Annotated in this window: 23 protein-coding genes and 1 tRNA gene; 17 read left to right on the top strand and 7 right to left on the bottom strand. The window is 59.1% G+C overall.

Annotated elements, in window-relative coordinates; genetic code table 11:
• From AB8880_12580 to AB8880_12570, 3 genes are all read right to left on the bottom strand, one after another.
• Positions 1-765: a class II aldolase and adducin N-terminal domain-containing protein gene (locus AB8880_12580; protein ID XDZ65737.1), complete on the bottom strand. Its 765-nt coding sequence runs from the start codon at positions 763-765 to the stop codon at positions 1-3.
• A 293-nt stretch (positions 766-1,058) separates the two neighbouring features.
• Positions 1,059-1,601, bottom strand: a complete 543-nt coding sequence (locus tag AB8880_12575) for a glutathione peroxidase (protein XDZ65736.1) — start codon at positions 1,599-1,601, stop codon at positions 1,059-1,061.
• A gap of 35 nt (positions 1,602-1,636) precedes the next feature.
• A complete protein-coding gene (locus AB8880_12570) occupies positions 1,637-2,356 on the bottom strand; it encodes an HAD family hydrolase (GenBank protein ID XDZ65735.1) in 720 nt (239 codons plus the stop codon).
• A gap of 89 nt (positions 2,357-2,445) precedes the next feature.
• Here AB8880_12570 and AB8880_12565 point away from each other — a divergent pair, with 89 nt between their 5' ends.
• Both AB8880_12565 and AB8880_12560 read left to right on the top strand, forming a co-directional pair.
• Positions 2,446-2,868: an N-acetylmuramoyl-L-alanine amidase gene (locus tag AB8880_12565; protein XDZ65734.1), complete on the top strand. Its 423-nt coding sequence runs from the start codon at positions 2,446-2,448 to the stop codon at positions 2,866-2,868.
• Entirely contained in the window at positions 2,868-3,617 is a 750-nt protein-coding gene (locus AB8880_12560; protein ID XDZ65733.1) for a C40 family peptidase, read from the top strand. Before AB8880_12565 ends, AB8880_12560 begins: the two co-directional genes overlap by 1 nt.
• On the opposite strand, the gene AB8880_12555 is transcribed toward AB8880_12560, so the two are convergent.
• Positions 3,595-4,920, bottom strand: a complete 1,326-nt coding sequence (locus AB8880_12555) for an MFS transporter (protein ID XDZ65732.1) — start codon at positions 4,918-4,920, stop codon at positions 3,595-3,597. The genes AB8880_12560 and AB8880_12555 overlap by 23 nt on opposite strands.
• 62 nt (positions 4,921-4,982) lie before the next feature.
• Between AB8880_12555 and AB8880_12550 the strand changes: the two genes are divergently transcribed.
• Entirely contained in the window at positions 4,983-5,495 is a 513-nt protein-coding gene (locus AB8880_12550; protein ID XDZ65731.1) for a L,D-transpeptidase, read from the top strand.
• On the opposite strand, the gene AB8880_12545 is transcribed toward AB8880_12550, so the two are convergent.
• Positions 5,485-6,234, bottom strand: coding sequence for an N-acetylmuramic acid 6-phosphate etherase (locus AB8880_12545; protein ID XDZ65730.1), 750 nt, complete (start codon positions 6,232-6,234; stop codon positions 5,485-5,487). The two genes, AB8880_12550 and AB8880_12545, sit on opposite strands and share 11 nt — an antisense overlap.
• Positions 6,235-6,281: 47 nt before the next feature.
• Here AB8880_12545 and AB8880_12540 point away from each other — a divergent pair, with 47 nt between their 5' ends.
• The 3 genes from AB8880_12540 (at position 6,282) to AB8880_12530 (ending at position 9,678) form a co-directional block, all read left to right on the top strand.
• A complete protein-coding gene (locus AB8880_12540; protein ID XDZ65729.1) occupies positions 6,282-7,406 on the top strand; it encodes an anhydro-N-acetylmuramic acid kinase in 1,125 nt (374 codons plus the stop codon).
• An 87-nt stretch (positions 7,407-7,493) separates the two neighbouring features.
• Positions 7,494-8,657, top strand: coding sequence for a beta-N-acetylglucosaminidase domain-containing protein (locus AB8880_12535; GenBank protein XDZ65728.1), 1,164 nt, complete (start codon positions 7,494-7,496; stop codon positions 8,655-8,657).
• Between the two features lies 1 nt (position 8,658).
• Positions 8,659-9,678: a dipeptidase gene (locus AB8880_12530; protein ID XDZ65727.1), complete on the top strand. Its 1,020-nt coding sequence runs from the start codon at positions 8,659-8,661 to the stop codon at positions 9,676-9,678.
• Between the two features lie 13 nt (positions 9,679-9,691).
• Here the strand turns inward: AB8880_12530 and AB8880_12525 are convergent, their stop codons facing one another.
• Positions 9,692-10,456 (bottom strand): SDR family NAD(P)-dependent oxidoreductase, encoded by a 765-nt coding sequence (locus AB8880_12525; GenBank protein XDZ65726.1) that lies wholly within the window; start codon positions 10,454-10,456, stop codon positions 9,692-9,694.
• A gap of 81 nt (positions 10,457-10,537) precedes the next feature.
• Positions 10,538-10,627, bottom strand: a tRNA-Ser gene (locus AB8880_12520).
• Positions 10,628-10,927: 300 nt separating this feature from the next.
• Here AB8880_12520 and rplU point away from each other — a divergent pair.
• The 11 genes from rplU (at position 10,928) to AB8880_12465 (ending at position 20,428) form a co-directional block, all read left to right on the top strand.
• Entirely contained in the window at positions 10,928-11,458 is a 531-nt protein-coding gene (rplU, locus tag AB8880_12515) for a 50S ribosomal protein L21 (GenBank protein XDZ65725.1), read from the top strand.
• Between the two features lie 30 nt (positions 11,459-11,488).
• Entirely contained in the window at positions 11,489-11,758 is a 270-nt protein-coding gene (gene rpmA / locus AB8880_12510) for a 50S ribosomal protein L27 (protein XDZ65724.1), read from the top strand.
• Positions 11,759-11,860: 102 nt separating this feature from the next.
• Positions 11,861-12,898 carry a GTPase ObgE gene (obgE, locus tag AB8880_12505; protein ID XDZ65723.1) on the top strand — a complete coding sequence of 346 codons (1,038 nt, stop codon included), beginning with the start codon at positions 11,861-11,863 and terminating at the stop codon, positions 12,896-12,898.
• On the top strand, positions 12,895-14,064 hold the full coding sequence (proB, locus tag AB8880_12500; protein XDZ65722.1) for a glutamate 5-kinase: 1,170 nt from the start codon (positions 12,895-12,897) through the stop codon (positions 14,062-14,064). Before obgE ends, proB begins: the two co-directional genes overlap by 4 nt.
• Positions 14,061-15,332 carry a glutamate-5-semialdehyde dehydrogenase gene (locus tag AB8880_12495; GenBank protein ID XDZ65721.1) on the top strand — a complete coding sequence of 424 codons (1,272 nt, stop codon included), beginning with the start codon at positions 14,061-14,063 and terminating at the stop codon, positions 15,330-15,332. The genes proB and AB8880_12495 overlap by 4 nt, the downstream gene beginning before the upstream one ends.
• Before the next feature lie 3 nt (positions 15,333-15,335).
• A complete protein-coding gene (gene nadD / locus AB8880_12490) occupies positions 15,336-15,971 on the top strand; it encodes a nicotinate (nicotinamide) nucleotide adenylyltransferase (protein ID XDZ65720.1) in 636 nt (211 codons plus the stop codon).
• Positions 15,972-16,058: 87 nt separating this feature from the next.
• The gene (rsfS, locus tag AB8880_12485) at positions 16,059-16,454 is read left to right on the top strand and encodes a ribosome silencing factor (GenBank protein ID XDZ65719.1); all 396 of its coding nucleotides are present in this window, start codon (positions 16,059-16,061) and stop codon (positions 16,452-16,454) included.
• 15 nt (positions 16,455-16,469) lie between these two features.
• Complete coding sequence (locus tag AB8880_12480) at positions 16,470-16,922, top strand: 23S rRNA (pseudouridine(1915)-N(3))-methyltransferase RlmH (protein ID XDZ65718.1); 453 nt, start codon at positions 16,470-16,472, stop codon at positions 16,920-16,922.
• A gap of 48 nt (positions 16,923-16,970) precedes the next feature.
• Positions 16,971-18,497 (top strand): 2,3-bisphosphoglycerate-independent phosphoglycerate mutase, encoded by a 1,527-nt coding sequence (gene gpmI, locus AB8880_12475; GenBank protein ID XDZ65717.1) that lies wholly within the window; start codon positions 16,971-16,973, stop codon positions 18,495-18,497.
• Between the two features lie 214 nt (positions 18,498-18,711).
• Complete coding sequence (locus tag AB8880_12470; protein XDZ67071.1) at positions 18,712-19,947, top strand: S41 family peptidase; 1,236 nt, start codon at positions 18,712-18,714, stop codon at positions 19,945-19,947.
• Between the two features lie 7 nt (positions 19,948-19,954).
• Positions 19,955-20,428 carry an RNA pyrophosphohydrolase gene (locus AB8880_12465; protein ID XDZ65716.1) on the top strand — a complete coding sequence of 158 codons (474 nt, stop codon included), beginning with the start codon at positions 19,955-19,957 and terminating at the stop codon, positions 20,426-20,428.
• Positions 20,429-20,449 lie beyond the last annotated feature (21 nt).

Raw genomic sequence — 20,449 nt, 5'->3', positions numbered from 1 at the left:
TCAATCGCGAAAGTTCGAGCCTTCCTCATCAAGAATGGCCTTCATTTCAGCCATATGACGTTCACCCTGTTCGGGATAGTTTTCGATTTCCTGCGCGGTCTTCTCGGCAATGTCATCCGGCAGCACCCTGAGCGGCTGGCCTGTCTGCAGCGCCCGGATATAGTTTTCGGCGGCGCGCTCGAAATAATAGAGCCGATTGAACGTATCGGCGGGGGAAGAACCCAGCACCAAAACGCCATGATTGCCCATGATCATGGTCTTCTTCTTCGGGTCCTGAAGCATGGCGGCGCAGCGTTCACCTTCATCCTCGAAGGCAAGCCCGCCATAGCTTTCATCAATGACCACCCGGTCAAAGAAAATCGCCGAATTCTGATCGATTGCCGGCAGGCGGCTGTCGGCAAGCGAGGCCAGCACCGTTGCATGAACCGAATGCACATGCATCACGCAGCGGGCATGGCGGCAATGGCGGTGGATAGATCCATGCAGCCCCCAGGCGGTCGGGTCAGGGGCATCCTCACGTTCCATGGTGGAGGGATCATTGGCATCGAGCAGCAGAAGATCGCTGGCCCGGATCCGGGAAAAATGACGCTGATTCGGATTCATCAGGAATTGAGTGCCGTCGTCATTCACCGCAAGGCTGAAGTGATTGGCAACAGCCTCATGCATATTGTGCTTCACCGCCCAGCGGAACGCGCAGGCAAGATCCACCCGCTCTTCGTAATGATCGATATTGAACCGGTCTTTGGTAATGCTGGCCACGCCCATCCTTGCCTCCCTCGAGATGCTGTTTTCGCCTTTAGTTTGGGAGGAATTGACCAGATTGGCAAGACTGGAAATCCGGCGCCGCCACCGGCCTGGCCAATCAAAGAACACCACTTAAAAAGAGGGGCCGGAAGACCGGCCCCTTCAGGGGGAGGAGTATCATGAAATGCATGGTTTTCGTGATGCCGCACGTGTTCTTCGCTGAACAGGTAAACATCCTATGCGCAGGATTTGTTCATCCCGGGGCGCAATAAAGGTCATTTCAAGGCAGGGTGATCCATCCGCCCCAAGGGTCATCACGATCTGCCAAGAGCCGCTTCCACGGCGTTGCGCATTTTGCTGGAAGACGGGCGTGTCGGGGAGGAGAACCAGTCGATCAGCCGGCCATCACGACCAATGAGATATTTATGGAAATTCCACCGCGGCTTGGCGATGATTCCCAACTCGCTTGCAGCCCATTGATAAAAGGGATGCGCCATCTCGCCCTTGACCTTTGTCTTGTCGGTCATGGGGAAGGTGATGTTGAAATTCACCTCGCAGAATTCCTTGATCTCGTCGACCTGGCCCGGTTCCTGACCGCCAAAATCATTGCTTGGCACGCCAAGCACCACAAGACCGTCCTCCTTGTAGGTTTCGTAAAGATCCTGAAGATCATCGTACTGGGAGGTAAACCCGCAGCGTGATGCCGTATTCACCACCAGCAGCACCTGACCCTTGAAACCGGAAAGAGGCAAATCACCGCCATCGATGGCAGTGAAAGAGAAATCATGGGCGGTCTCCGCCCGGGCAGAAGACATGAGGGGCATCAGCAGCACCATAAAAAGGAGAAAACATCGCATGATTGAGCCATTTGAAAAACGACGCGGTAAAACCTTCAGTTAGGGTCCCGATCGTTCATGTCAATACCGGGAAATTCCGGCCAGCCCAGCTTTGCCGCGGCCTCCATTAGCGACGTCGCCGTCAGGTGACCGAAAGCCAGCACTTCCGCCGAAGGCCGGGCAAGATCAGGGATCTGGACGATTTGCATTCCCGCCGCATGGGCAGATCGCACCCCGTTATCGGAATCTTCGAACGCGAGCACCTCCGGCGGCGCAACGCCAAGCCGTCCTGCTGCTTCGAGATAGATATCCGGCGCAGGTTTGCTGGCAGGGATTTCATCGCCCCCCACCAGCACATCGAAATAATCGAGCAACCCCGCCCGCCCAAGATAGGTGAGCGCTTTGTCGCGGGCACTCGACGTGGCAAGCCCGCATGGAATGCGCCGCCCGTTTAAATAGGCAAGCACGGTTTCAGCTCCGGGTTTGACCGGCACATGATCGGTGAGCAATGCCTGAAAGGCCTCTTTCCACTCGGCATCGAAAGTGACCGGATCAAGGCCTAGGGGGAGATGCCGGGCAAAGATCATCTGGTGATCATCGCGGCTCCGGCCAACCAGTTGCGGGAAGATAAAATCAGGATCAGGGACACCTCTTGCCCGGGCCAGGGCGTCAAAACTCAACCGGGACAGCCTTTCGGTATCGAGCAGCAGCCCGTCCATATCAAAGATGACGCCTTGGGGCAGGGTGGCAGCTGGTGAGGTGTTCGTATCAGGCATGGGGGTAATCTGCGGTATTTGCGTGCAAGTTGACTTATGGCAAGATACTACCCGAAGCCCGAGGCCGCATCACGCAAAAAAGGATCCCCATGTCGCCCCCATCCATGCTTGAACATCACGATATCCGGTATCTTGTGGTGCATTGCTCCGACACCCCGGATGAAGAACACCTGACATTACGCGACATACACGCCATGCATCTGGGCTTCGGCTGGGAGGGCGTCGGCTATCACCGGGTCATCACCCGTGACGGTCAGGTGGAACATGGCCGCCCGGATTGCTGGGTCGGCGCCCATGTCTATGGCCACAATACCGAAAGCCTCGGCGTTTGCCTGATCGGACGGCACCAGTTCACCCCCGCCCAGATGAAATCCCTGACCGAGGTCATTTCAGGCTGGAAAGCCGCCTATCCTTCCGCGCAAGTCTGCGGCCATTGCGATTTTGACTCAACGGAAAAAACCTGCCCGAATTTCGATGTCAAGGCCTGGGCCAGGCGGGAAGGGCTGGCCTGATGCCCGCAATCCTGCCAGCCTCCACCCCGATCCATGCCGAACCTGACCGTGAGAGCGGCCGCGAGACCGATGCCCTCCATGGCGAGACCGTGACCCTGCTTGAAGAGACCGGCGGATGGGCCCGGATCATCCTTGAGGTTGACGGGTATGAAGGCTGGATTGAGGCCCGGGATATCGGCACCATGCCAGCGGCAAGCCACCGGGTGATCAGCCCCCGCGGGCTGGTGACGCGGACCGCCGATATCAAAAGCCCGGCCATCGGTTACCGGCCCATGGGGGCGCGGCTTGCCGTGCTGGACCAGACCGATGCGACCGCGGAAATCGCCCTTCCTTCCGGGGGCAGGGGGTTCATCCCCCTTGCCCAGATCACGCCTCTTGCGGGCAAGGTGGAGGACTGGGTAAGCCTTGCCGAAGATCTCAGCGGAACACCCTATCGCTGGGGCGGCAGGGATACGATCGGGATTGACTGCTCGGCGCTGGTCCAGCTTGCGCTGGCCGGCGGGGGGATTGATGCGCCGCGAAACAGCGGCGATCAGGAACGCGCCCTCGGGCATACACTTGCCGCGGATGCACCCCTTCGGCGAGGCGATCTTGTCTTCTGGAAAGGGCATGTCGGGATCATGCGCGACGGCATCACCCTCATCCATGCCAATATGTTTCACGCCATGACCGCGTCCGAACCTCTCAAGACGGCAAGAGAGCGGCTTGCCCGGATGGGGTTGCCGATCACCCGGATTGCGCGCCTCTGAGATGCGGGCCCAGTTTCAGCAGTATCAGAAGCGACGGGATGACCATCAGGGCGGTGATGATGAAGAAAATGCCCCAGTCTCCTTCAAGCCAGTCCACCAGCGCCCCGGATGACGACGCCAGCAGCGTTTTGCCTGCCGTGCCGATAGAGGCCAGCAGCGCGTATTGCGTTGCCGTATATTTCCGGTCCACGAGAAGGGAGATGAAGGTCACGAAGGCGACCGTGGCGAAGGCTGCCGCGAGATCATCCAGCACCACGGCAAGCGCAAAGAGCCAGGTGGATTTTCCCGACCAGTAGAGGACGGCGAAAAGAATATTGGTGCCCGCCATGGCGATGCCGGAAAACAGCAGCGCCCGCAAGGATCCTGCCTTGATGGCAAACCAGCCGCCGATCAGCGTGAAGGCCACCGTCGTGATCCAGCCAAGCCCCTTGGAGTAGATCCCGATATCGGATTTGCTGAACCCCATCTCGCGGTAGAAGATGATGGACATCTTGCCGAGAAAGGCCTCACCGATCTTGAAGAGAAAGATAAAGCCAAGCAGCCCAAGACCGATGGCAAGCCCGTTATTGCGGAAAAAGGACCAGAGCGGTTCGATCACCGTGTGCCGGAGCCAGTCCAGCACTTCGGCAAAACCTGCTCTTTCGCTGGCTGGCTTGCTTTTGTCCGGCAGCGCTTCGGGAACGAAGATGAGCCCGATATTCATGAGCACCATCATGCCGGCGGTCGCAACAAAGGTCATCTGCCAGTAATCGGCATGCCCGGCGGCCTCAAACGCATCCGCGATGAAGAAGGTGATGAGCCCGCCAAGCTTGAACCCGCTCCACCAGCCAATGACCGCCATGGCGGCACCGGCGGCCATGACGGCTTTCTCATCCTGCCCGGCCTGCTCGATCCTGAAGGCGTCAATGGTGATATCCTGCGAGGCGGAAGCGATGGCAATGATGAGGCCGAGGAAAATGACCATTTCAAGCTGGGCCGTCGGATCAAGCATGGTCCAGCCCATGAGCGCGAGGATGATCACCCCCTGAAAGAGCATGATCCAGGCTTTTCTGGCCCCGATGCGGGCGCTGAGCCAGGGCACCCTGATCCGGTCAATCAGCGGCGCCCAGAGAAAATTGAACGCATAGACCCCGAAAATCAGCCCGGCAAAACCAACCGTGCTTCGGCTGAGCCCGTCTTCCTTGAGCCAGAGACTGAGGGCGCTGCCGATCAGCACCCAGGGAAATCCGCTGATGGCGCCGATCAGGAAAATCCTGAACATCCGCCGGTCGTTATATCCGTCCATGAGTGAAGTTGTTGCCATTGTCATTCCTCCCCAACATACTCGGGTAAGTATATTCGCAAGAAACGGGAGGTGACAAGAACATGCTGTTCAAGGTCCAGGCCGAAGGGGAAGGGTTTGTCCTGAAATGCGGCAGCCGGCGTATCCCGTGCCGGATCGGCCGCAATGGCATCATCCCGGCCGGGGACAAACGCGAAGGTGATGGCTGCACCCCGGCCGGAGACTGGAGCCTCAGATCCGTCTTCTTCCGTGCTGATCGCCTTGATGAGCCGCGCACCTCTCTTGAATGCCGCCCCATAACCCGCCTGGATGGCTGGTGCGATGAGGGAGATCACCCCGCCTATAACACCCTTGTCCAGCTGCCCTTTGCCGCGTCGCATGAGGCGTTGTGGCGGCAGGATGGCGCCTATGACATCATCGTCGTGCTGGGCTATAACGACGATCCGGTCCAGCCTCACCGCGGCAGTGCCATCTTCTTTCACTGCCTTGCCGAAGGCCAGACCGAAACCGCCGGATGCGTGGCGATCCGCCGCGATGACATGCTTGAAGTTCTGGCCATGATATCGGCCGATGCGGTGATGCTGATCACGATTTGAGCGCCGCGTCGATCTTGATCTGCCGCGCCCGCAATTTGGCATTGCTGGCCCGCATGGCGCTCATCATGCCGTTGCGGACACGCCCCAGCCTGACCATCACCAGCGTCGAGATGAGGTTAAGGCAGATTTTCTGTGCCGTTCCTGCCTTGAGCCGGGTTGAGCCGGCAACGCTTTCCGCCCCGGTCTTGAGCGTGATGCCATGCTCGGCCAGCGCCACAAGACGGGAGGCGGGATTATTGGCAATCCCGATGGTCAGCGCCCCCAGGCGGCGTGCTGTTTCAACCGCCGCACAGGTAAAGGGGGTGGAACCGCTGGCCGCAATCCCGATCAGCACATCATCGGGGCCGACAGTGTTTGCCCTGACCTGATCTTGCGCGTCTTCGGCATTGTCTTCGGCGTTCTCGACGGACCGGAGCAACGCCCGGGGGCCACCGGCGATAAGGTAGAGCGCGCGATCTTCGGGCCAGTCGAAGGTCGGCGTCAGCTCAACCCCGTCCTGCACCCCGATCCGGATCGATGTTCCTGCCCCGGCATAGATGATCCGGCCGGTTGAACTGGCCTTGAGGCGATCAAGGATTGCCCGGCTGGCTTTTTCGATCTCGGGCAGGGAGGCGCGCACGGCCGCCGCGGCCCCAGCCTGATCTTCGGCCATGATGCCAAGCGCTGCCGGATCGCTGAGCTGATCCAGCCAGCGGGCAGCATCCGGAATTGATTCGGTAGTTTCAGGATTTTCATTCATACTTCCGACGATACACCGCTCTGAAGGGAAGGCCAAGTCCGGAAGCCATGCACAGATCCTCTCTTATCCCGGTTCTCGGCCTGATGGCGGGCACCAGTGTCGACGGTATCGATGCCAGTCTTGTCTTCACCGACGGGGAGAAGATTGAGCGCACGGGTTTTCATGCCACCACCCCGATGCGTCCAGAAACCCGCGCCGCCATTTTTGCGGCCTTCGAGACCCCCGATCCCGGGGATCAGGACCTCGCCCGTCTTGTCGCCGAAGATCACGCCGCCGCGGCCCGGGCCCTGATTGAAACATCAGGCATCACCCCCCGGCTGATCGGGTTTCATGGCCAGACGATCCGGCACGCCCCCGAAGACGGCATCACCCTTCAGGTCGGCGATGCAGGCCTGATTGCCGAAACCCTCGGGATGGATGTGGTCTATGATTTCCGCCATGCGGATATGGCCTCGGGCGGTCAGGGCGCGCCACTGGCGCCGGTCTATCATCGGGCCATCATCGAGGAACTTGGGCTCGATCTGCCGGCGGCGGTGGTGAATATCGGCGGCATCACCAACGTGACCTTCTGGGATGGAGTTGCGCTCACCGGCTTTGATACCGGCCCGGGCAACGGGTTGATGGATGCCGCGATGCGCCAGCGCACGGGCCAGCAGTTTGACAAAGATGGCGCAACCGCCCGGTCCGGGATACGGGATGAGGCATGGATCAGGACTGCGCTCACGCATCCGTTTTTCGCCGCAAGCCCGCCGAAATCACTCGACCGCAAGGCGCTGGACACCATGCTGAAACCAGATACGTTGAGCGGCCATCGTCTTGCCGATGCCATGGCAACCCTCACCTCGCTCACCGCGGCAAGCCTGGCGATGGGCCTCTTGGCGGCAACACCCCGGCCAAACTCGGTTATCCTGGCGGGCGGCGGCGCCGCCAACCCGACCCTTGTCGGCATGATCCGGGACGCGCTGCCGTTGAAGGTGACCACCATGGAAGATCACGGTCTTGCCTCAGGCCTCATCGAGGCGGAGCTGATGGCCTTTCTTGCGATGCGGTCACGACGCGGCCTGCCCATCAGTTTTCCCGGAACAACCGGCGTGGCCCGGCCCATGACCGGCGGCAGGCTTGCCCCTGCCCCCCACCCCGGGAGAGCCGCGAGCGGACAAAATCCCGCATGAAGATCATCAGCTCATGCACCGACCGGCTGGCTTCAATTCTCCGGTCAATTCGTGTTAACTGGTAAGCGGAAGAGAAAAAGGGCAGAAATGATCAACAGCATTCCAGACAAAACCTCGGCACCTCACCGGGGATATATCGAAGGGTATTATGGACGCCTGCTCACCTGGGATGAGCGGGGGCAGATACTGGAGACCCTTGCCCGCCTCGGGATGAATACCTATCTCTACGCCCCGAAGGAAGATCCCTGCCACCGCCGCAACTGGCGGCAGCCATGGGACAGAACCTGGCAGGAAGAGTTCAGCCGTTTTGCCGCCGGGGCCGAAACCCTCGGCCTTCATCTCATGGCCGGCATCGCGCCCGGGCTGGATTTCGATTTCGGATCATTCACCGGCAGCGGTGATGACCTCATAGTCCTTTGCCGGAAAGCCCGGATGCTCAAAGATCTCGGCGCCGCCTCCATCATGCTGCTGATGGATGATATCGACGCAGGCTTTCCCGGCCGGTCAGGGCATTTCCGCAAGGAAGGTGAAGCTCATGCGGCGCTGGCCAATGCGCTCTCCGAAAGCCTGGGAGAGGCAGTCAGCCTGACACCGCGAATCTATGCCGATGAAATTCTCGATAAGGCCGAAGGCTACCTTGAAGAGATGATATCCACCCTTGACCCTTTGCATCTCATCACCTGGTGCGGCACCTATATCGTGGATCCTGAACCGGGGCTGGAGCATACCGGCCTTGGCCGGCTCGGCACTGCCCCCGAACGGGTGATCTGGTGGGATAATCTCTACGCCCATGATTACTGCCCGCGCCAGCTCTGGCTTGGCCCATGGCGGGGGCGCGGGGAAATCCGGCAGATACTGCTCAACCCGACGGGCCTGCCCCATACCGACATGCTGCTGCTGGCGCTGATGGAGCGAGGGCCGGATCAGGCAGGATGGACCCGTGCCCTGCAAGATCACGGCGTTCCGGAGGCGTTTCTCAAAGTCGCCCCGTTTTTTGATCTTCCGCCGGACCCGCGCGCCCCCCTGCCCGGCACCATGTTGGACCTGCGCCTTATCCCGACATGGCTTGAGGCGCTTGATGAGCTTTTATGGCGGTGGAAAACCCCTCTTGCCAGGGAATGGTATCCGTTTCTGATGGCCTTGCGTGGTGATCTGTTGCGCCTCGATGGCAGGATGGATGAGCTCCGGGTCAGGAAAACCTACCCGCCCGCGCTCAATGCGCTGACCGGAAAACCGGAAAGGCCCGCCTGACATGCAACCTGTTTTTGATGGCCACAACGATATTCTTCTCCGCCTCTGGCTTGCCGGTGACACATCAGGCAAAGGCTTTCTCGATGGCATGGACACCACCCATATCGACGCTCCCCGCGCGAGGCAGGGGGGGCTTGCCGGCGGGTTTTTCGCGATGTTCGTCCCCGCCACCAATGCCGCCGGCGAAGCCATTCTGGCCACATCCCCCATTGACCAGGAAAGCGCCATGGCCGCCACCATGGAGATGGCCCGGATCTTCCGCCATCTGACCGACCGGCATCATGGGGTCATCCGCCGCTGTCTTGACGCCGAGGACGTGGATGAAGCCATGAAGGATGGCGCCATCGCAGCCATCCTCCATCTCGAAGGCGCCGAGGCCATCCCGGCTGATCTCGGCCTTCTGGATGATCTTTATGATCTCGGTCTCAGGTCCATCGGCCCGCTCTGGTCAAGGCCGAACATTTTCGGGGTCGGGGTGCCGTTCAGCTTTCCCGGTAGCCCTGATCAGGGCCCGGGGCTCACCGCAACAGGCAAAGACCTTGTCCGGGCCTGCAATCGCCGCCGGATCATGGTGGATCTGTCGCATCTGAACGAAGCCGGTTTCTGGGATGTGGCGGCCATAAGCGACAAGCCGCTCGTCGCAACCCATTCCAATTCCCACGCGATCTGCCCGAGCCCCCGCAACCTGACGGATCGCCAGCTGGCCGCCATTGCCGAAAGCGGCGGGATTGTCGGGCTCAATTTCGCGGCAGGGTTTCTGCGTGCAGATGGACGGAAGGATCCGGCGACACCGCTTGCGCTCCTGATCCGGCATCTTGATCATCTCATCGGCCTTCTTGGTGAAGGCGGGGTTGCCCTGGGCTCGGATTTCGACGGCGCCGTGATCCCTGAAGAGATCGGCGACTGCACCGGCCTGCCGCGTCTTGTCCAGGCCATGGCGGAGGCAGGTTTCGGGAATGAGCTGATCGACCGGATCTGCCGCCGCAACTGGCTTGACCATCTCCGGGTACAGATCGGATAATCCGTAAGGGTGATCACCCGGCTGTCCAGCCACCATCCACAAGGATGGATGTACCGGTCACCATGGCCGAGGCATCGGAGGCGAGATACACCACCGCCCCCATCATGTCCTCGACCCGGGCCACGCGGCCAAGCTTGATCTTGCCTTCCACCCAGGCACGGCGTTCAGGGTTATCGAAGGTGGATTGGGTCAGCGCGGTCAGCACGAAAGTCGGACAGATCGTATTGATCCGGACCTGATGCGGGCCCCATTCAATAGCCATGGCCCGGGTGAATCCCTCGACCGCAGCCTTGGTGGCGCAATAGACGGATCGCTCAATGCCGCCCACCTTGGCCATCTGGGATGAGATGGAAATGATCGAGCCCGGTTTTCCCGCCGCAATCAGCCCCTCGGCCACCGCCCGTGCCTGAAAAAATGCCGATTTGAGGTTGAGATCGACCACCGCATCGAAATCCTCCGCCCGGGTTTCCAGCGCCGGGCCGTGGCGTGCCATGCCGGCGGAATTCAGGAGGATATCCACCGGCCCGCAGTCCTTGATCGTTTGGGACACGGCATCAAGATCGGTCACATCCAGCGCCAGCGGGGTGACATCCCAGCCTTCCGCCTGACAGGATGCAGCAAGGTCATCGAGCCGGTCGGCACGGCGGGCAACCGCGATGACCTTTGCCCCGGCTTCGGCCAGCGCCACCGCTCCGGCCTCGCCAATCCCGGAAGAGGCGCCCGTGACAAGAGCTGTCTTGCCATCAAGGCGGAAAGATGGGGTTCTGGGCAGAGTCATGATGGTCTCCTCAGGTATCGGCAACAGATGGCCTTAAGTGATAAAGGGAAATCGCCAAAAGGAAAAGAGCGGCGTGAAATCTGGCGGAGAGGGGGGGATTCGAACCCCCGATGGGCTTGCACCCATACCGGTTTTCGAGACCGGCGCATTCAACCACTCTGCCACCTCTCCTCTGCGCATCCCAGGATGGGAATATCCTTCTATCTAGCCGCGATGCGTCCGGCTTGCAACCCACAATGACCATAAATCTCCAGCCCTCTAGGACAGGCGGGATTTTCCGGCGCGAAGGAATTCGCCTCTCGCCTGTCGAGAATGCTTGACAAGGGGCTTTGACTGGCTATATTGCCACTCAATCAGCGAAAGGCGTGCCTTTCGCTCGGTTTTTTATGGATTTCCGGCTGGGTTGAAGATAGACATGGCCGCACGCGCCGCAAGAAGATTGCGGGGCCGTTAACACGAAGGATGACCGCCATGTATGCTGTGGTGAAAACAGGGGGCAAGCAATATCGCGTTGCCAAGGATGATACGCTCATCATCGATCACATCGCCGGTGAAGCTGGCGACACGGTTGTACTTGATCAGGTACTGATGATGGTGGATGGCGACAAGGTGAATGTCGGCGCACCAACGGTTGCAGGTGCCGCCGTCGGCGCCACCGTACTGAAACAGACCCGCGGGCCCAAGATCATGGTTTTCCGCCGCAAGCGCCGCAAGAATTTTCGCCGCGTGCGTGGCCATCGCCAGGATCTGACGCTGATCAAAATTGACGATATCGCCGCTGACGGCAAGCTGAAGGCACCGGCAAAACCTAAGGCCGAAGCAAAGCCGAAGGCTGAAAAAACAAAAAATCCCGAAACGAACCCAATTGCCGAAGCAGCCCCGAAGAAAGCTGCCAAGAAAGCCGAAGCGAAGGCTGCGCCGAAAAAGGCTGCCGCCAAGAAAGCCGGCGCGAAAAAGGCAACCAAGGCCGCCGCTTCAAAAAAAGCTGCAGCCAAGAAATAGAACTGATATTTACGGTTTAGGAGACGCGATATGGCACATAAAAAAGCAGGTGGTAGCTCTCGTAACGGTCGTGATTCCGCCGGTCGCCGCCTGGGTGTGAAGAAATTCGGCGGGGAAAGCGTAATCCCCGGCAACATCATCGTGCGGCAGCGTGGCACCAAATTCCACCCCGGCCAGAATGTCGGCATGGGCAAGGATCATACGCTTTTTGCCCTGACTGATGGCAAGGTTGCCTTCAGCAAGACCACCGGCGGGCGCAGTTTTGCCCATGTGGTCCCGGCAGCTGAGGCCGCGGAATAGGGCCCAGGTTCTGGCATTATGCCGGAGCATGAAATCGGGCCCTGACGGGCCAGAGGAAGCGCATCCGCAAGGTTGCGCTTTTTTCATGAAAGATCATAGACCATGAAATTCCTAGATCAGGCGAAAGTCTATATCCAGAGCGGCAATGGCGGGCCGGGCTGTATCAGTTTCCGGCGTGAAGCCCATGTGCCGAGAGGTGGACCTGATGGCGGCGATGGTGGCCGTGGCGGCAGCGTGATTGCGGAATGCGTGAACGGGCTCAACACGCTGATCGACTACCGCTACCAGCAGCATTTCAAGGCAACCTCCGGGCGGGGCGGGGCTGGCCGGAATCGCGCCGGGCTGAGCGGCGAAGACATCATCCTGAAACTGCCTGTCGGAACACAGATCCTCAATGAGGAAAACGATATTGTCCTTGCCGATCTCACCGCTGTCGGCCAGCGAATCGTCCTTGCCCGGGGCGGCGATGGCGGGCGCGGCAACGCGGCGTTCAAATCATCCACGAATCAGGCCCCGCGGCGTGCCGACAAGGGGTTTCCCGGGGTTGGCATGTGGATCTGGCTGAGGTTGAAACTGATTGCCGATGCCGGGCTGGTCGGCCTGCCCAATGCCGGTAAATCCACTCTTCTTGCCGCCAGTTCGGCCGCACGCCCGAAGATTGCCGATTATCCTTTCACCACCCTGCATCCCGGCCTTGGTGTTGTCGCCGTGGATCAGCAGAGTTTTGTTCTCGCCGATATCCCGGGGCTGGTGGAAGGGGCCCATGACGGAATTGGCCTCGGGCACCGGTTTCTCGGCCATGTCGAACGCTGTTCTGTCCTTTTACATCTGGTGGATGGCACCGCGGCTGATCCGGCCGGTGACTGGAAGATCATCCGTGGAGAACTCGGCGCCTATGACAAGGATCTGGCGGAAAAGCGGGAGATTACCGCGATCAGCAAGATCGATGCCATGACCCCTGACCAGATCAGCGACGTCATGACATCGCTCAAGAAGGCCGGCGCTGAAGACGTGATCGCTCTTTCCGCCGTTTCAGGTGAAGGCATGACGGAAGCCTTGCGGTCCTTGTGGCAGATCATCACCGCGGCACGCGAGGAGGATATGCGCAGCAGCATGACGCCGGAGCCATGGCAGCCATGAGCACGGATTTCCACAAACTGACCCAAACCTATCTCGGCGGCGCCCGCACGGTTATCGTCAAGGTTGGTTCTGCCCTGCTTGTCGATGATGACACAGGAGAGGTCCGCACCCACTGGCTTGAAAGCCTGGCCCGTGATCTTGCCGCCTTGCATCTTGATGGATGCACCCCGGTGGTGGTGTCTTCCGGGGCGATTGCCCTTGGTCGGCATCAGCTTGGCCGTGGCCAGGGGAGGCTGAAACTTGAAGAAAAGCAGGCCGCCGCCGCCATCGGGCAGATCCGGCTGGCCAAGGAATGGCAGAGCGCCTTTGCGCTTTTCGGGATTGGCACGGCCCAGATCCTGCTTTCCCCGGACGACACCGAAACCCGCCGTCGGCATCTCAACGCCCGGGCAACCATCCAGACATTGCTGGCCCAGGGCATCATTCCGGTGGTCAATGAAAACGACACCGTTGCCACCATGGAAATCCGCTATGGCGACAATGATCGTCTTGCCGCCCGTGTTGCCCAGATGATCACCGCTGACGTGCTTGTGCTTCTCTCTGATATCGACGGGCTTTATTCCGCTGACCCGAGACAGGATCCATCGGCCCGATTCCTGCCGGAAGTCATTCATATCGATGATGATATTCTCTCCATGGCGGGCCCGGCCCATAGCAGCGCCGCCTCGGGGGGGATGATAACCAAGATTGCCGCCGCCCGCATTGCCACCACCGCCGGATGCCATATGGTGATCTGCAGCGGAACAGAGCCGAGCCCCATCAGCCAGCTCAAGGATGGCGGGCGCTGCACCTGGTTCCGGGCTGCCGCAAACCCGCCGCAGGCACGAAAGACCTGGATTGCCGGCGGGTTGACCCCCAAAGGCCGGATCATCCTGGATGATGGCGCTGTTAAGGCGATCAGAAGCGGCAAGAGCCTGCTGCCCGCTGGCATCGCCCGCGTCGAGGGCAGTTTTGAGCGTGGGGATCTGGTGGCACTGGCCGATCAGAACGGCGCCGAAATAGCCCGCGGCCTCAGCCATTACAGCGCCAAAGACGCCGCCCTGATTGCCGGGTCCAAGAGTCGTGCAATTCCGGAAATCCTCGGCTATCGTGGACGGGATGAGGTCATCCATGCCGATGATCTGGTGCTGACCTATCACGCAACCCGAGGGAGGGATACGCCATGAACATGATGGTAAGCGACGCCGCCAGGATCATGGCTGGCTATACCGGCAACGCCCGGGCCAGCGCCATGGTGCTGGCGCAATCAACCCATGATCAGCGGTGTCAGGCACTCGAAGCGGCAGCCCGCCATCTTCGCGGGAATATCCGGGCCATCCTCAACGCCAATAAAGAGGATATCGCGGCCGGAACAGCGCGCGGCCTGAAAGCCTCGTTCATTGACCGGTTGACTCTGGATGCAGCGCGGGTCGAGCAGATGGCGAAAGGCCTTGATGATATCCGGGCCCTGCCAGATCCTCTAGGGCGTGAACTTGATCGCTGGCAACGTCCGAACGGGCTGGACATCACCCGTCTCTCGACGCCGCTTGGCGTGATCGGCGTCATTTATGAAGCACGCCCGAACGTGACGGTGGACGCAGCCGGCCTTTCCATAAAATCAGGCAATCCCGTGATTCTGCGGGGGGGCAGCGACAGCATTCACACCTCCAGTCTCTTGGCAAAACTTGTCCGGAACGGGCTTGAAGACTCAGGCCTGCCCGCGGATGCGGTTCAGCTGCTTGAGAATACGGACCGGGCCCTGGTTGGAGCAATGCTGACCGCGACAGGTGGGATCGATGTCATCATCCCCCGCGGCGGGAAATCACTGGTTGAGCGCGTGCAACAGGAAGCGCGTGTTCCTGTATTCGCCCATCTTGAGGGGATCTGCCATGTCTATATTGACCGCGCGGCTGATCCGGAAAAGGCCCGGGCAATCACGGTCAATGCCAAGATGCGCCGTGTCGGTATCTGCGGGGCGGCTGAAACCTTGCTGGTGGACCGGTCAGTTGCGGCAGAAATTCTGCCCGATGTGGCGGCGGCACTCATCGGGGCAGGGTGCAGTTTGCGCGCCGATGCCGCGGCGATGAAACTGATCCCTGAAGCGAGCCCGGCCAGCGACAAAGACTGGTCGACGGAATATCTTGACGGTATTCTTTCCGTTGCGGTGGTGGATGGCGTCGAGGGCGCCATCGCGCATATCCGTCGCTACGGTTCGGATCATACCGAAGCGATCATCACCGAGGATCAACAGGCGGCCGAAGTGTTCATCGCAGGCATTGATTCGGCGATCGTGATGGTCAATGCCTCAACCCAGTTTGCCGATGGTGGTGAGTTCGGCATGGGGGCAGAGATCGGCATTTCCACCGGCAAAATGCACGCAAGAGGGCCAGTTGGCGCCAATGAGCTGACAAGTTTCAAATATGTCGTGCGTGGGTCCGGCCAGATACGCCCCTGATCGATGCTTGCAAGGATTCAACACGCCCAACGGGTATTCCGGCATGCCGCCCGCCAGCGGATAGGTCTCCTGGGCGGGTCGTTCAATCCGGCCCATGATGGGCATGCGCATATCACAAACCTTGCCCTCCGGCATCTCCGGCTGGATGCCGTCTGGTGGCTCGTGTCACCGCAAAACCCCTTCAAGGCCAGATCGGGCATGTCGTCATTCCGGGATCGCTTCAATTCCGCCGTGAACGCCGCCTCGGCGTGCGGATATGGCCGAAAGATGGTTGTCTCGGATCTGGAACTCCGCCTCGGCACATCCCGGACAGCGGATACCCTTCGCCTGCTGAAACGGCGTATGCCCATGTGCCGTCTTGTCTGGATCATGGGTGCGGACAATCTTGCCTCCTTTCACCGCTGGCATCAATCGCACCGGATCGCCAGACTGATGCCGATTGCCGTCATCAATCGGCCGGGCACACGCTGCGGGGTGCTGAACGGACCTGGCGCTGCCCGAATCGGCACCCGGTCAAGCCCTCGCCGGATTGCGGCAAGGCTTGGAGAAGCACGCCGCTGGTGCTTCATCCCTGGTCCCCTCAACCGGCAATCCGCTACCGCGATCAGGCACCGTGTGAATGAGTCCCCGGAAACATGAGCCCCCGGCAAGATGAGTTCCGGTAAATGAAATATTGTCTTTTTCCGTGCCTCTGCCTAAAATTGATATGCATACGGAAAGACCAACGTGAAGGAGCGTACCATTTCCGCAGGACAGACCGCTGAAAGCAGCATTCTTCTCGACCTTGTGCTGACATCGCTCGACAAGGACAAAGCGCAGGACATCACCACCATTCCTCTTGCCGGCAAATCCACCATCGCGGATTATATGGTCATAGCTTCGGGCAGTTCATCCCGGCAGCTCATGGCCATGGCTGATCATCTGGAACGAAACCTCAAGGAAAATGGCAAAAGGCCCATGGGATCAGAAGGCGGCAATACCGGCGACTGGATTCTGATTGATGCCGGAGACGTGATCGTCCACCTGTTCCGCCCCGAAGTCCGGGAATTCTATCAGCTGGAAAAAATGTGGTCGGACCATGCCAGCGGGGAGACCGTCACCATCCAGTCCGCGACAATCTAGGGCAGGACAGATTTCATGAAACTGACTGTTGCCGCGATCGGGCAGGGCCGCCGCCTTGCGGAACAGAACCTCGCGGAAACCTGGTTCCGTAAACTTCCCTATCCCGGCCGATTTCTTGAATTTACCGCAAAACAGCAGGGACCTCAGCGCCAGCAGGACGAATCGGCCCGTATCCTGGCCGCCTGCCCGGAAGGAGCATTGCTCCTTGCCATGGATCCGGGTGGAGAGGATATCGCCTCAGAAGATCTCGCCGCATTGATCCGCCGCCACCGGGATAATGGCTGCCGCGAAGCGGTGTTTGCCATTGGCGGGGCTGATGGTCATCATTCAAGTCTTCTTGACAGGGCAGATCTCACCCTTGCTTTTGGTCGCCAGACCTGGCCGCATATGCTGTTCCGCGCCATGCTGGCAGAACAGCTTTACCGGGCGGAAATGATTCTTGCCAATCACCCGTATCATCATGGCTGATGGGAAATCAGACTGGCATTGAGCCTTGGGCTGTCGTATAGATCTGCCATGACTGACCGAAAAATAAAGAAACCTGTCATTCTCTTTATCATGGATGGATGGGGGCATCGGGAGGACAGCCGGAATAACGCTGTCCGGCTGGCCCGAACGCCAACCATAGATCGCCTTGAGAGGGAAGTACCAAAGGCGTTTCTTCTTGCTTCAGGTCCGGCGGTAGGCCTGCCCGAAGGACAGGTCGGCAATTCCGAAGTCGGCCATATGACCATTGGCGCCGGGCGGATCATTCTGCAGGATCTGGCCCGAATAGATGCCGCGGTGGCTGATCGCACGATCGGGACATTGCCTCATCTTGACCGGTTTGCCGATGACCTTAAGAAAAGCGGCGGCGCGGCCCATCTGATGGGGTTGGTATCGCCTGGCGGCGTACATAGCCGGGATTCCCATCTCATGGCACTTGCCGAAGCGCTGGTTGAACGCGGGATCAAGGTCTGGATTCACGCCTTTACCGATGGACGCGACACCCTCCCGAAACTGGCCGGTGAAACCCTGCCAGCCTTTGCCGAAAACCTTCCCGATGGCGCGCATATGGCAACGGTAACCGGGCGATACTATGCCATGGATCGTGATCGCCGCTGGGAGCGGACCGCGGCGGCATGGGAAGCGATAACACATGCCAGGGCTGATCACTACGCTGCCACAACCTGCGACGTGGTTGAGGCAGGCTATAGCGCCGGTCTCGGTGATGAATTTCTTTTGCCTGCGGTCATTGAAGGATATGAAGGCATGGCCGATGGCGACGGTCTTGTCATGGCAAATTTCCGGGCTGACCGGGTGCGCCAGATACTGGCGGGCTGGCTTCTCGATGATCCAGACTTCCGGCCTCACGAACGTCCCCGGCTGATCCGGCCGATCGGCCTTGTGCCATATTCCGATCAACTTGATACCGCCATGGATGCGCTCTTTGGCCCGCCGGATATCCCTAATACTCTTGGGGAAGTCGTGGCCAGGGCTGGCCTCAGCCAATTACGGCTTGCCGAAACGGAAAAATACCCGCATGTGACCTTCTTTTTCAATGGCGGCATGGAGGAGAGCCGGGAAAATGAGCGGCGTGAACTTGTGCCTTCACCGAAAGTTGCCACCTATGATCTGCAACCGGAAATGAGCGCAAACGGCGTGCGCGATATCCTGGTGGACGCAATCCGGAAAGGGCAGCATGACCTGATCATTGTCAATTTTGCCAACCCGGATATGGTGGGGCATACCGGCGATCTCAATGCCGCCATCAAGGCAGTGGAAACGGTGGATCAGGCCGTGGCGGATACAATCGCCGCTCTTGATACAGCAGGCGGGGTGATGCTGCTTACCGCCGATCATGGAAATTGCGAGATCATGTGGGATGACGATGCACAATCACCCCACACGGCCCACAGCTACAATCCTGTTCCCGTATATCTGATCGGTGGCGGCACTGCCGGTCTCCGTGATGGCGGGCTGAGTGATATTGCCCCGACCTTGCTTGATCTTCTTGGGCTTGATATCCCGCAAGAGATGACGGGCTCGACTCTTTTAACCTGACGCCATTAGCCCGAACTTTTCAGGCCTTGAAATGGGCTCTGACGACGGCTTGATCTTGTTATATATTCGGGGCAACATATCTTATGAAGATATATTCCTTTCCAACCCCCGGAGTGGTGAGCTCATGATCAACCCCCAGCCAAAACATCTTGCGCGCCTGCAAAAATATTCTCTGAGGGCGCTGACCATCTTCGGGGCTGTAATGCTGGCAGGGATGGTGTTTACGCTGGCGGCGCCGACCTCTTCGGTCAGCCAGTCATCCACCAATGAGGAAACCTATCGCCAGCTTTCCCTTTTCGGTGATGTTTTTCAGCGGGTGCGCGAAGAATATGTCGAGGAAGTTGATGACAAGGAGCTGATCGACCATGCGATCAATGGCATGTTGAGTGCCCTTGACCCGCATTCGGGTTTTCTTGGTGAAGATGATTTCGCCAAGATGCAGGTCCGCACCCGGGGGGAATTTGGCGGCCTTGGCATCGAAATCACCATGGAAGACGGTTATGTGAAGGTTGTCTCTCCTATTGACGAAACGCCGGCCGCACGCGCTGGTATCAAGGCCGGTGACCTTATCGTGCGCATCGCTGATACCGATGTGCTGGGGCTGACGCTGAACGAAGCGGTTGAACTTATGCGCGGGCCGGTTGGCAGCGACATTGAGATCACCGTCAAACGAGGCAATATCGCTCCCTTTGAGGTGACGCTGACACGTGATGTCATTAAAATGAGATCCGTGCGCTATGAATCCTATGATGAGGTAGGCTATATCCGCATCACCACCTTCAGCGAGCAGACAACACCCGGGCTTAAAAAAGCGATCCTTGCCCTCAAGGCAGAACACGGCGACAGACTGGACGGGTTTATCCTTGATCTTAGGAACAATCCGGGCGGCCTGCTCAACGAAGCCGTGAGCGTTACCGACACCTTCCTTGAAAAGGGTGAGATTGTCTCCACCCGGGGACGAAAGGAAAGCGAAACATCGCGGTATTACGCAAGAGATGGGGACGAAACCGATGGCGCACCGCTGGTCGTGCTGATCAATTCCGGCTCGGCTTCCGCATCTGAAATTGTTGCAGGGGCGCTCAAAGATCATGGCCGTGCCCTGATCATGGGAACACGATCATTTGGCAAGGGATCGGTGCAGAGCGTGATTCCGATGCCCGGTCATGGCGCCATGCGGCTGACAACCGCCCGCTACTACACTCCTTCAGGCGTATCCATCCAGGCAACTGGCATTGAGCCGGATATCATGGTAGAACTCGCCGTTGTTGAAGATATCAAAGATGGCATCCTGCGCGAGGAAGACCTCAGGGGAGCACTTGAAAATGGTGATGCCACCAAGACAAGTGCAACAGATGATGATGAAGATACGTCGCTAAACATTCGGGATTATCAACTGGCCCGAGCCATTGATCTGCTCAAGGGTATTAATGTTTTCAAGTCGATTGAGTAGATAGGCCATGATGACACCTTACGAAATGAGGCCATATCGGCCCTGCGTCGGCATTATGCTCCTGAATACTCAAAATCAGGTTTTTGTCGGCCAGCGTCTTGACCGGTCCGTTGAAGCCTGGCAGATGCCCCAGGGAGGCATCGATGAAGGCGAAGACCCTGCCCATGCCGGATTTCGTGAAATGTTGGAGGAAATCGGCACAAACAACGCCGTGCTGATTGAAGAACATCAGGGGTGGCTCAATTACGATATCCCGCAGGATCTGGCTGACCAGCTCTGGCAGGGACGGTTTCGAGGCCAGGCCCAGAAATGGCTGGCTTTCCGTTTCACCGGTTCGGAAGATGAGATCAATATCAATACCGAAGAGCCGGAGTTTCGCTCATGGAAATGGGCCAATGTGACGGAGTTGCCTGAACTGGCAGTTCCCTTCAAACGTGATGTCTATGAAAGCGTGCTTGCTGAATTCAGGCATCTTTTCTGATCGCCCTTCAGGTTTTTTGAA

The sequence above is a fragment of the Alphaproteobacteria bacterium LSUCC0684 genome, from assembly GCA_041228335.1.
Lineage (GTDB): Bacteria > Pseudomonadota > Alphaproteobacteria > Puniceispirillales > UBA1172.
Note: the sequence above shows the minus strand (reverse complement) of the source record. Positions and strands in the feature narration are given on the sequence as shown.

Excerpts from the sequence above, each read along its gene's own strand:
- AB8880_12570 (XDZ65735.1), bottom strand. The coding sequence starts at position 2,356 with ATGCCTGATACGAACACCTCACCAGCTGCCACCCTGCCCCAAGGCGTC.
- gpmI (XDZ65717.1), top strand. The coding sequence starts at position 16,971 with ATGACTGACCGAAAAATAAAGAAACCTGTCATTCTCTTTATCATGGAT.
- AB8880_12525 (XDZ65726.1), bottom strand. The coding sequence starts at position 10,456 with ATGACTCTGCCCAGAACCCCATCTTTCCGCCTTGATGGCAAGACAGCT.
- AB8880_12560 (XDZ65733.1), top strand. The coding sequence starts at position 2,868 with ATGCCCGCAATCCTGCCAGCCTCCACCCCGATCCATGCCGAACCTGAC.
- proB (XDZ65722.1), top strand. The coding sequence starts at position 12,895 with ATGAGCACGGATTTCCACAAACTGACCCAAACCTATCTCGGCGGCGCC.
- AB8880_12470 (XDZ67071.1), top strand. The coding sequence starts at position 18,712 with ATGGTGTTTACGCTGGCGGCGCCGACCTCTTCGGTCAGCCAGTCATCC.
- obgE (XDZ65723.1), top strand. The coding sequence starts at position 11,861 with ATGAAATTCCTAGATCAGGCGAAAGTCTATATCCAGAGCGGCAATGGC.
- AB8880_12545 (XDZ65730.1), bottom strand. The coding sequence starts at position 6,234 with ATGAATGAAAATCCTGAAACTACCGAATCAATTCCGGATGCTGCCCGC.
- AB8880_12495 (XDZ65721.1), top strand. The coding sequence starts at position 14,061 with ATGAACATGATGGTAAGCGACGCCGCCAGGATCATGGCTGGCTATACC.
- AB8880_12555 (XDZ65732.1), bottom strand. The coding sequence starts at position 4,920 with ATGGCAACAACTTCACTCATGGACGGATATAACGACCGGCGGATGTTC.
- AB8880_12550 (XDZ65731.1), top strand. The coding sequence starts at position 4,983 with ATGCTGTTCAAGGTCCAGGCCGAAGGGGAAGGGTTTGTCCTGAAATGC.
- AB8880_12575 (XDZ65736.1), bottom strand. The coding sequence starts at position 1,601 with ATGCGATGTTTTCTCCTTTTTATGGTGCTGCTGATGCCCCTCATGTCT.
- rplU (XDZ65725.1), top strand. The coding sequence starts at position 10,928 with ATGTATGCTGTGGTGAAAACAGGGGGCAAGCAATATCGCGTTGCCAAG.
- AB8880_12465 (XDZ65716.1), top strand. The coding sequence starts at position 19,955 with ATGATGACACCTTACGAAATGAGGCCATATCGGCCCTGCGTCGGCATT.
- nadD (XDZ65720.1), top strand. The coding sequence starts at position 15,336 with ATGCTTGCAAGGATTCAACACGCCCAACGGGTATTCCGGCATGCCGCC.
- AB8880_12580 (XDZ65737.1), bottom strand. The coding sequence starts at position 765 with ATGGGCGTGGCCAGCATTACCAAAGACCGGTTCAATATCGATCATTAC.
- AB8880_12535 (XDZ65728.1), top strand. The coding sequence starts at position 7,494 with ATGATCAACAGCATTCCAGACAAAACCTCGGCACCTCACCGGGGATAT.
- rpmA (XDZ65724.1), top strand. The coding sequence starts at position 11,489 with ATGGCACATAAAAAAGCAGGTGGTAGCTCTCGTAACGGTCGTGATTCC.
- AB8880_12540 (XDZ65729.1), top strand. The coding sequence starts at position 6,282 with ATGCACAGATCCTCTCTTATCCCGGTTCTCGGCCTGATGGCGGGCACC.
- AB8880_12565 (XDZ65734.1), top strand. The coding sequence starts at position 2,446 with ATGTCGCCCCCATCCATGCTTGAACATCACGATATCCGGTATCTTGTG.
- AB8880_12530 (XDZ65727.1), top strand. The coding sequence starts at position 8,659 with ATGCAACCTGTTTTTGATGGCCACAACGATATTCTTCTCCGCCTCTGG.
- AB8880_12480 (XDZ65718.1), top strand. The coding sequence starts at position 16,470 with ATGAAACTGACTGTTGCCGCGATCGGGCAGGGCCGCCGCCTTGCGGAA.